The 10,551-nt window shown below is 31.3% G+C and carries 6 protein-coding genes and 1 rRNA gene; all 7 read left to right on the forward strand.

What is annotated here, in order from left to right; translation table 11 throughout:
• Positions 1-5: 5 nt before the first annotated feature.
• A complete protein-coding gene (gene zapA, locus BQ5450_RS08765) occupies positions 6-557 on the forward strand; it encodes a cell division protein ZapA (RefSeq protein ID WP_010243031.1) in 552 nt (183 codons plus the stop codon).
• The gene (locus BQ5450_RS08770) at positions 544-2,886 is read left to right on the forward strand and encodes a U32 family peptidase (protein WP_010243030.1); all 2,343 of its coding nucleotides are present in this window, start codon (positions 544-546) and stop codon (positions 2,884-2,886) included. Before zapA ends, BQ5450_RS08770 begins: the two co-directional genes overlap by 14 nt.
• Positions 2,879-5,251, forward strand: a complete 2,373-nt coding sequence (locus BQ5450_RS08775) for an endonuclease MutS2 (RefSeq protein ID WP_071126571.1) — start codon at positions 2,879-2,881, stop codon at positions 5,249-5,251. Before BQ5450_RS08770 ends, BQ5450_RS08775 begins: the two co-directional genes overlap by 8 nt.
• A 9-nt stretch (positions 5,252-5,260) precedes the next feature.
• Positions 5,261-6,970, forward strand: a complete 1,710-nt coding sequence (gene argS / locus BQ5450_RS08780) for an arginine--tRNA ligase (RefSeq protein WP_071126572.1) — start codon at positions 5,261-5,263, stop codon at positions 6,968-6,970.
• A 4-nt stretch (positions 6,971-6,974) separates the two neighbouring features.
• Positions 6,975-7,736 (forward strand): hypothetical protein, encoded by a 762-nt coding sequence (locus tag BQ5450_RS08785; protein ID WP_010243016.1) that lies wholly within the window; start codon positions 6,975-6,977, stop codon positions 7,734-7,736.
• Complete coding sequence (locus BQ5450_RS08790; protein WP_010243013.1) at positions 7,737-8,837, forward strand: tetratricopeptide repeat protein; 1,101 nt, start codon at positions 7,737-7,739, stop codon at positions 8,835-8,837. It begins immediately after the preceding gene.
• A 282-nt stretch (positions 8,838-9,119) separates the two neighbouring features.
• Positions 9,120-10,551: ribosomal RNA gene (locus BQ5450_RS08795) — 16S ribosomal RNA — on the forward strand; the annotation flags it as partial.

Consider the following 10,551-nt stretch of genomic DNA (forward strand, 5'->3'; position numbering starts at 1 on the left):
CTATTATGTCCGATTCAAAGAGAATTGAAGTTGTTATTGATGGCATGAAATTTTTTGTTTGTGGAGATGATGACGAAAAGTATATTAAGGACCTAGCAAAAGAACTTGATGGTAAGATAAAAGAAACTTCAAAAAGTAATTACAAATTAAATCAAGTACAATCTCTTGTTTTATGTGCACTAAATATTTTAGATGATTTAGAAAAAGTTAAGGCTGATAAAATTGATTTAGATAAAGTTGGTGCAGATAAAAAAGAAATTATTGAAAAAATTGAAGAGATAAAAGATTTAAAAAAACAGCTTTCTATTTTTGAAGAAGAAAACAAAAAAGTTAACAAAATTTATAGAGAGTTGCAACAAAAGTCCATGGATGTAGAAGATAGAAATAGAAAAGTGAACAAAGATCTTCTTGATAAAAATTCTGAGATTGCAAATTTAAAAGAAGAGATACAAAAGCTTGAGGGAAATATTTCTGCTTTAGAAGAAAAAAATAACGATGCGTCAAGAAGAATAATAGATCTTTCAAGAGAATTGGAAAATCTTTATGAAGAAAAGTAAATATGAAATTTTAGCACCTGCTGGTGATATGAATGCTCTTAGGGCTGCTGTATCAGCAGGTGCTAATGCTGTTTATTTAGGGTATGATGAGTTTTCTGCAAGAGCAAAGGCAAAAAATTTCAATAAAAAAGAGTTAGAAGAAGCAGTTAAATTTGCACACCTTAGAAATGTAAAAATTTATGTAACATTTAATATTTTAATTGCAGATTTTGAAATAAAAAGAGCAATGGAAAGTATAAAGATGCTACATGATATTGGTGTTGACGCACTAATACTTCAAGATATTGGTATTGCCGATAGAATCAGAAAGGACTTTCCCGATTTTGAATTACACGCATCTACTCAGATGGCTGTAAATAATTTCTATGGAGCAGCATTTTTAAAAGAAATGGGTTTTTCCAGAGTAGTGCTTGCTCGAGAAACTCCCCTTTTTGAAGTTGAAAAGATAAAAGAACTTGATATTGATATAGAAACTTTTATACATGGTGCACTTTGCGTATGTTATTCAGGCGAATGCCTAATGAGTTCCATGATTGGTGGAAAGTCTGGCAATAGAGGAGAGTGTGCACAGTCTTGTAGAAGGTCTTATGAAATTTTAGATTTTCATAAAAATAAAATTGCAAGAAGGCTTTATTATATTTCTCCCAAGGATTTAAATACATTAGATGATGTGGCAAAGGTGATTAATGCTGGCGGGTATTCTCTAAAAATTGAAGGGAGAATGAAAAATCCAGAGTATGTCTATACCCTTGTTTCTTCTTACAAAAAAGCTTTGGAGGGAAAACTAAAAATAGAAGATAAAGAGAATACAGAGCAAGTTTTTAATAGAGGCTTCACAAAGGGATTTTTTAATGGAGATTTTGGAAATAATTTTATTTCTTCTGACAGACCAGATAATAGAGGGGTTGAAATTGGAAAAGTTATTTCTATTTCCAAAAATTTTGCAAAAGTAGTTTTTAGTGTAGATGTATTTGAAGGTGATGGACTTGAGTTTGAGTCAAACAAGGGAAGGTTTGGTTTTAAGGTAAGAGAATTTTATAAATTTGGAGAAGAAGTTAATTTAGTGCTTCACAAAATGCCTACAGAAGGTTCTAAAATAAATAGAACATATTCAAAAAAATTATATGAAAAAGTTGATGATAAAATTGAAAATTATAATTTTAAGAGAAATTTGGATTTAGATTTGAATATTAATATAGGGGAAAATCCTAAAATCAATGGAAAAACAGAAGGATTTGAAACAAACTATGAATTAGATAAAAAAGTTGAAGTTGCAAAAAAATCTGGACTTTCTAGAGAAAAAGTTTTGGAAAATATTTCTAAGACTGGAGATAGTATTTTCGAGGTTAGAAGTGTAGATCTAAATCTGGATGAGGGTGCTTTTCTTCCAATTTCTGCTATTAATGAAATGAGAAGAGAAGTTGTGAAAAAATTAGAGAATAAAATTTTAGAAAAAAGCATAAATAGAGTTTTGAATCCTTATAATTTTGTAGAAGGATCTAACAGGGCCAAAATAAAATCAAAAGATTCGAAAATAAAAGTATTTTTTAATAAATTTGAGGACTTAGATAAAACAAATCTTTCTAATATTGATGAAATTATAATTCGTGCAAAGGACTTAGAGAAGTTCAAGAAAAAATATAAAAGAGAAGTTTCTATTTATCTCGACAAATTTTATTCTTATAGAGAACTTGAAAATTTAAGGAACTATATTTTAAAAGATAAAGTTGTAGAGGGAGTTTGGATAAATAATCTATCTGAATATTATATTTTTAAAGATGATGATGTAAAAATCAATGCAGATATTGGATTAAATATTTTTAACAGTAATTCAGCTGAATTTTTTTATAATTTGGGTTTAAATTCTATTACAATCTCTCCAGAGCTAAATAGCAGACAAATTCAAGAAATTGTAAAAAATAACAGTGTAGATTTCAACTTAATTTCATATGGAAGAGTGCCAGTTATGACAATGAAACATTGCCCATATTCAGTTGTAAAAAATTGCGTAGATGAGGGGAATTGTCCAAGTTGCAAGTACAAAAATTATCTTTTGAGGGATGAAAAAAATGTAGACTTTGAAGTGTTAAGGCAAAATACTTTCACAGAAATTTTTAACTCCTACCCAATTTTATTAGATGAATATGTAAATAGATTAAAGAAAAATAATGTAAATCTCTTAATTTTGGCAGATGAATTTACAGATGAAGTTATAAATTTGTATAAAAATTATAATGACAAAGATTTTGAAAATATAAAGAAAAAAATTGAAAATAAATATGGACAAGTTACAAAGGGACATATAAATAGGGGGATTGTCAGTGGATAATTCTTTTGAAAGAGCGTCAAAAACTTTGGAATTAGATAGGGTTTTAGGCGAACTAAAAAATCTTGCCAGTGCAAGTATCACAAGTGAATATATTGAAAGTATAGAAATTTCTACGGATTTTGATGAAATCAAAAATAGATTAAATGAAACAAATGAAGCATTGAAATTAATTTTATCAAAGGGCGAACCACAACTTTTTGGTATAGTTGATATAAAAAATATTATTAAGCGTGTTGAAATTGGAGGATCACTTTCTGCATCAGCACTGTTACAAGTTTCTGATTTTTTGAGAGTTTCTCGTGGGCTAAAAACTTATCTAAAAAAAGAATCCAACAGTGATGAAAGTATAAAGTTAAATTACATCGACAAATTAATTGAAGATTTGTATACTGAGAAAAAATTAGAAGATGAAATTAATTCAAAAATTATATCTGAAGAAGAAATTGCAGATGATGCTTCAAGGGAACTTCTGAGAATAAGAAGAGGAATTGCAGATAAAAAAGATTCTATAAAAAATAAGCTGAATGGAATTTTAAATAATCAAGCTAATTATTTGCAAGATGCGATAGTAACTCTTAGAGATGGGCGCTATGTCGTGCCTGTAAAAATTGAAAATAAATCAAGGGTAAGAGGTCTTGTTCACGACATCTCAAGCAGTGGGCAAACTGCATATATTGAGCCTATGTCTGTTGTTGAAGCAAACAACGAATTAAAGGAATTATATATAAAAGAAAATGCAGAAATAGAAAAGATATTAAGAGAGTTATCAGAACTTGTTGCAGAATCATCTGAATATATAAAGTCAAATCAAGATAAATTAATTGAATTGGATTTTATTTTTGCAAAGGCGAGGCTTGGCATAAAGTACCACGCAAATATGCCAAAGATAAATAAAGATGGAAGAATAAATTTAATAAGAGCATATCATCCTTTTTTAGATAGAAAAATTGCCGTTCCAATTGATATAAATCTTGGAATAGATTTTTCTTCTCTTATAATAACAGGGCCAAATACTGGTGGTAAGACAGTAAGTTTAAAGACAGTTGGTCTTTTATCTCTTATGACACAATATGGACTTTTGATACCTTGTGAAGAAAGTTCAGAAATTGCAATTTTTGAAAAAGTTTTTGCAGACATTGGAGATGAACAGTCTATTGAACAGTCACTTTCAACTTTTTCATCTCACATGGTAAATATTGTCTACACTTTGAAAAATGTTACAAAAAATTCTTTGGTTTTATTTGATGAGCTTGGAGCTGGTACTGACCCAACAGAAGGGGCGGCTCTCGCAAGGGCGATAATGGAATCTATGTTAAAAAGAAATATAAGATGTATTTCCACAACTCATTACAACCAGCTAAAGGTATTTGCTCTTACAACAGATGGAGTTGCCAATGCCTCTATGGAATTTGATGTAGATAGTCTTTCTCCAACTTATAGATTACTAATAGGAGTTCCAGGAAAGTCTAATGCTTTTGAAATTTCAAGAAGACTTGGTCTTCCAAATGAAATTATAGAGGAATCCAAAAAGCTTTTGAGTTCAGAAAACATTGAATTTGAAGATGTTTTGCAGTCTATTGACAAAGATAGGACAAAAATTAGAGAATACAAGGAAGAACTTGAGAGAGAAAAAAGAGATTTAGAAATTGAAAACAAAAAGCTTGAAGGGAAAATAAGGAATTTAGAAGATCAGAGAGAAAAAATTTTAGAAAAATCTCGTGAAGAGGCAAAGAGAATTCTTTTAAATGCAAAGGAAAATGTGGATATAATTTTGTCTGAGATAAATGAAGCAAAAGATAATATAAACTCTGAGAATTCTAAAAAAATTCAAGAGGCACAGGATCTTTTGCGTGAAAGTTTAAAGAATTCTAGAAATAATTCTGAACTTGAGATAAAAAAAGCAGTTAACCCGATAAGAGAAATAAAAGTTGGAGATAAAGTAAGGACATCTCTTGGCAACGTGGCAACTGTTATTGAACTTCCAGATAGTAAGGGAAATGTACTTGTTCAATCGGGAATTATGAAAATGAAATTTCCTAAGGAATCTTTAACTAGAATTGATGTACAGGAAGATACGACAAAGCACAATACTAAAAAGATTTTAAAGAGCAAGGCAACTAATGTAAAAAGTGAAATTGACATTAGGGGCAAGAATTTTGACGATGCAAAAGATATTGTAGAAAAATATTTAGATGATGCCTATCTTTCTGGCTTAAAATCAGTTAGAATAATTCATGGTAAGGGCACAGGCGTCCTTAGAAAAAAACTTAGGGAATATTTTAAACAGATAAAAATTATAGAGTCTTTTAAAGATGCACAGTACAATGAAGGTGGCGATGGTGTAACTGTCGTAACATTAAAGTAAGGAGTTAGGATGATAAATTTTAGAGAAGAAATAATAAAAATGCTTGATGAAAAAATTGAAAGTTTAAATCCACTAGAAATAGATAAAATGATTGAAATTCCGCCAAATTATGAACTTGGCGATTTTGCTTTTCCAGTGTTTAGTTTGGCAAAAGTTTACAGAAAAAATCCTGCCATTATTGCGGAAGAACTTGCAGGAGAAATTAATTCAAAATATTTTGAGAAAGTTGAAAATAAAAATGCCTATTTAAATTTTTATATCAACAAAAGTCTTTTGGCAGAGGAAATCTTAAAAGAAACTATTGAAAAAAAAGAAGATTTTGGAAAGGTAAATTATGGTGAAAATAAAAATGTAGTTGTGGAATACTCTTCAACAAATATAGCAAAGCCTTTTCATATTGGTCACATTAGGTCAACAGTAATAGGAGATTCGCTAAAAAGGATTTATAAATTTTTGGGTTACAATACAATTGCAATAAATCACCTTGGCGATTATGGGACTCAATTTGGTATGCTTATTTATGCGTACAAAACTTGGGGGAGTAAAGAAGCTATTGAAGAAAATCCTATTGACGAACTTTTAAAATTATATGTAAAAGTAAATGGGGTTTGCGAAGAAGACAAAGATGTAAAAGACAAGTGTAGATACTGGTTTAAGGAACTTGAAAATGGAAATGAAGAGGCCGTAGAAATTTGGAAATGGTTTAAAGAAGTTTCATTAAAGGAATTTAATAGAGTTTATGATATGCTTGATATTCACTTTGATTCTTACAATGGTGAATCTTTTTATTCAGATAAAATGCCTGCACTTATAGAGGAACTTCGCAGTAAAAATGTACTTGAAGAGTCAGAAGGTGCGGAAGTAATTAACTTAGAAGAGTATGATCTTCCTCCAGCAATTGTTGTAAAAAGTGATGGAACAACAATTTATTTGACAAGAGATTTAGCTGCAGCAAAATATAGACATGAAAATTATAGACCATATAAAAATATTTATGTTGTAGGAAGTCAACAAAGTCTTCACTTTAAACAATTGAAATCTGCACTTAAAAAAGCAGGCTTTGATTGGTATGATGAAATAGTTCATGTACCTTTTGGAATGGTTTCTCTTGAAGATGGAACACTTTCAACTAGAAAGGGGAAAGTTGTATATTTAGAAGATGTACTGAACAAAGCAACAGATAAGGTTCGTGAAATTTTAGATAACAGAGAAAAAGAACAACACCAAAAAATAGAAAACAAAGAAGAACTTTCACAAGCAGTTGGAATAGGAGCAATAAAATTCCAAGAATTATTTAACGGCAGAATAAAGGACTATACATTTAACTGGGATAAGACTCTTTCTTTTGAAGGTGAAACAGGACCTTATGTGCAATACGTTCACGCAAGAATTTGTTCCCTTTTAACAAAAGGTAATTTTGATATAAATAATGAATTTGATGCAAGTCTATTAAATAAAGAGTCTGAAATAGATATTATAAGAATTCTTTATAATTTCACAAATGTAGTAATTGATGCTTGTGAAAAATGTGAACCATACTACATTACAAGATATACAGTGGAACTTGCGAAGAACTTCAATAAATTTTATAATCAAACACAAATTTTGGTAGAAGATGAAAAATTAAAAAATACAAGACTTCTACTTTGTTATGCAGTTAAAAATGTTATTGCAAGTGGACTTTATCTACTTGGGATAAAAGCTCCTGAAAAGATGTGATAAAATGAGTTTTTTTGAAGATTTAAAATTAGTTTATTCTAAAGCATCTAAAGATACTTTGACAAAAATAAAAAGTTCACCACTAATTTTAATAGTTCCTTTTTTGTACGGAATAATTTATAGCCTTGCAATGATAGTATTTGGAAATATATTAGGGATGGTATCAGGAGTATTTATGGGATTTTTAATGCCTGTTATAACTTCTCTTATACTTTCGAGTTATTTTTCAATTCTAAGTGATTTAATTTACTATAACAGAATTAGTTTTAGAAATTTTAAAGATACATTTAAAAGTTATTTTGCATCAATTTATTCGGTTTATTTTATATTAATAATAATATCTTGGATAATTCCAGTATTTGGAGGGAATTTAATTTTAGCAGTTATAATAAATCTAATTATAAATCCGATAGCGGAATCAATTTATATAAGAGGAGAATATTATACAAGTGCCTATACACATTCCTTTGAATTTATGAAAGAAAATTTTTGCCTATGGGTTATTCCTTACGTAGTATATTTATTAATTTTACATCTTATTGGTTTTGATTTTGTATCCACAATAGCGTCAAGTAGTGTCATAGATATTCCTCTTGGCGAAAACTTAGTAAATGGAATTTATTATAAGAATTTATTAAATCTCTATAATATAAGAATTTTATTGGCAACTATTGTGACAGCAATTTATGCGGTATTTAGAGGAAACTTGTATAAAATATTACAGGGGTCTACAAGAAGAAAAAGAGCATATATGGGAGAAATTTAAATGGAAAATCTTTTTAAAGAAGAAAGAAACAAAAAATTAAAAAATATAGTTTTTATAGAGCTAAAAAAAGAATACCAACTGGAAGATTTGACACTTCCCGTTGGTTTCTCTTTGCCCATAAAGTTAGACTATATTATAGAAGGAGTAAAGGATAAAGAATTAGAAGAAGAGATAAACCTTGAAAAAATAACAGAAGCAATGATTTATCTTTTGGGAATAGATAGTGAATTTAAATATGCTGAAAAATATAAAGAAATTTTAAAAGCTTTAAATATAGATTTAAAAAATTATGCTATGCACAAGGCTTTTTTAAATCAAGAAAAAGATCCCTTAGATTCTTATATATTTTTAAAAGGTTATGAATTAATTGAAGGAGAAGACGCGGACATAATCTTTAAAGAATCAAATATATTAGAAGCTCTTTATAATAAAATAAAAGATGACTATGAAAAGAGTGAAAAACTTTTAAATATAATAATAAAAAATTATAACAAAGTTTTGAATTTGGACGAGGAATATAGCCTTTCCTATTATAGACTTGCTTATATAAATTTGTCGCTTCGAAAATATATAAAAGCAAATATGTATTTTGAAAGATTTTTAAATACATCTTATGATGAAGAATTAAAAGAGGAAGTTAGATGCGAAATAGAAACAATAAAAGATTATGTAAATTTTGACTCGGCAAAGACATATCTATCTTATGGAGAATATGAAAAAGCACTAAATTTGTTAAAAGGAATTTCAGAAAATTTTAATAAAGACGAAGAGTTTTATTACATCTATGGCATAACATATTACAACATAGGAGATTTAAAAAGTGCAGAAGAATATATAAAGTTATCAGTAGAAAAAAAGGTATTAGAAGAAAATGTAAATTTATTGTCAACACTTTATGCATCAAAAAATAGATTTGACAAATCAATAGAAACATTAAAATTGGGTTTAGAAGAAATGAAAGACAGTTACATTTTAAATTATAATTTAGGGATAATATATTTAAATATAAAAGAGAAAGAAAAAGGAATAGAATACCTAAAAAAAGCCAATAGTCTAAGTCCAAAAGAAGAATTAGAAAATTTAATAAAAAAATTAAATTAAGTATTGACACGATTCAAAAATCAGTGTATACTGAACAAGTTGTCTAACGAGGACAGCACTTCTTAAAAACAAAGTAAAATAATTCAAAAAAAAGTAAATTTTACTTGACAAATTTTTTCTGAGAAGATATAATAAAAAAGCTACTTCAAGAGTAGCAAGAACAATGATAATTAAATAGTGTGAAGATAGAAAGATTCGTAAAGAATCAAAATCGTGATAAAATCACAAAAGCAAACCAGAAATTCGTTTAGTTTGATAAAACTAATGAGTCATACAAATTTTTTAATTGAGAGTTTGATCCTGGCTCAGGACGAACGCTGGCGGCGCGCTTAACACATGCAAGTCGAGCGATGAAACTTTAACAGAACCCTTCGGGGCGAAGATAAGTGGATTAGCGGCGGACGGGTGAGTAACACGTGAGTAACCTGCCTTAGACATTGGGATAGCTTCGGGAAACCGGGATTAATACCAAATAAAATCATAATGACACATGTCATAACGATCAAAACTCCGGTGGTCTAAGATGGACTCGCGTCCCATTAGCTAGTTGGTAGAGTAAAAGCCTACCAAGGCGACGATGGGTAGCCGGCCTGAGAGGGTGAACGGCCACATTGGAACTGAGAAACGGTCCAAACTCCTACGGGAGGCAGCAGTGGGGAATATTGCACAATGGAGGGAACTCTGATGCAGCGACGCCGCGTGAACGAAGAAGGCTTTCGAGTCGTAAAGTTCTTTTATATGGGAAGATAATGACGGTACCATAAGAAAAAGCCCCGGCTAACTACGTGCCAGCAGCCGCGGTAATACGTAGGGGGCTAGCGTTGTCCGGAATCACTGGGCGTAAAGGGTTCGCAGGCGGAAATGCAAGTCAGATGTAAAAGGCAGTAGCTTAACTACTGTAAGCATTTGAAACTGCATATCTTGAGAAGAGTAGAGGTAAGTGGAATTTTTAGTGTAGCGGTGAAATGCGTAGATATTAAAAAGAATACCGGTGGCGAAGGCGACTTACTGGGCTCATTCTGACGCTGAGGAACGAAAGCGTGGGTAGCAAACAGGATTAGATACCCTGGTAGTCCACGCTGTAAACGATGAGTGCTAGGTGTCGGCGAATGTCGGTGCCGCAGTTAACACAATAAGCACTCCGCCTGGGGAGTACGTGCGCAAGCATGAAACTCAAAGGAATTGACGGGGACCCGCACAAGCAGCGGAGCATGTGGTTTAATTCGAAGCAACGCGAAGAACCTTACCAGGGCTTGACATACTGAGGACGTACTTAGAGATAAGTATACTTCTTCGGAAGCCTCAATACAGGTGGTGCATGGTTGTCGTCAGCTCGTGTCGTGAGATGTTGGGTTAAGTCCCGCAACGAGCGCAACCCCTATCTTTAGTTGCCAGCATATAAGATGGGAACTCTAAAGAGACTGCCGATGATAAATCGGAGGAAGGTGGGGATGACGTCAAATCATCATGCCCTATATGCCCTGGGCTACACACGTGCTACAATGGAAGGTACAAAGGGAAGCAACAGAGTGATCTCAAGCAAACCTCAAAAAGCCTTTCCCAGTTCGGATTGTACTCTGCAACTCGAGTACATGAAGATGGAGTTGCTAGTAATCGCAGATCAGAATGCTGCGGTGAATGCGTTCCCGGGTCTTGTACACACCGCCCGTCACACCATGGGAGCTTGTAATACCCGAAGCCTGTGAGCAAACCG

This window comes from Peptoniphilus lacydonensis, assembly GCF_900106515.1.
GTDB classification, from domain to species: domain Bacteria; phylum Bacillota; class Clostridia; order Tissierellales; family Peptoniphilaceae; genus Peptoniphilus_A; species Peptoniphilus_A lacydonensis.

Bases quoted from the DNA above. Each gene is read 5' to 3' on its own strand.
- zapA (WP_010243031.1), top strand. From the start codon at position 6: ATGTCCGATTCAAAGAGAATTGAAGTTGTTATTGATGGCATGAAATTT.
- BQ5450_RS08770 (WP_010243030.1), top strand. From the start codon at position 544: ATGAAGAAAAGTAAATATGAAATTTTAGCACCTGCTGGTGATATGAAT.
- argS (WP_071126572.1), top strand. From the start codon at position 5,261: ATGATAAATTTTAGAGAAGAAATAATAAAAATGCTTGATGAAAAAATT.
- BQ5450_RS08785 (WP_010243016.1), top strand. From the start codon at position 6,975: ATGAGTTTTTTTGAAGATTTAAAATTAGTTTATTCTAAAGCATCTAAA.
- BQ5450_RS08790 (WP_010243013.1), top strand. From the start codon at position 7,737: ATGGAAAATCTTTTTAAAGAAGAAAGAAACAAAAAATTAAAAAATATA.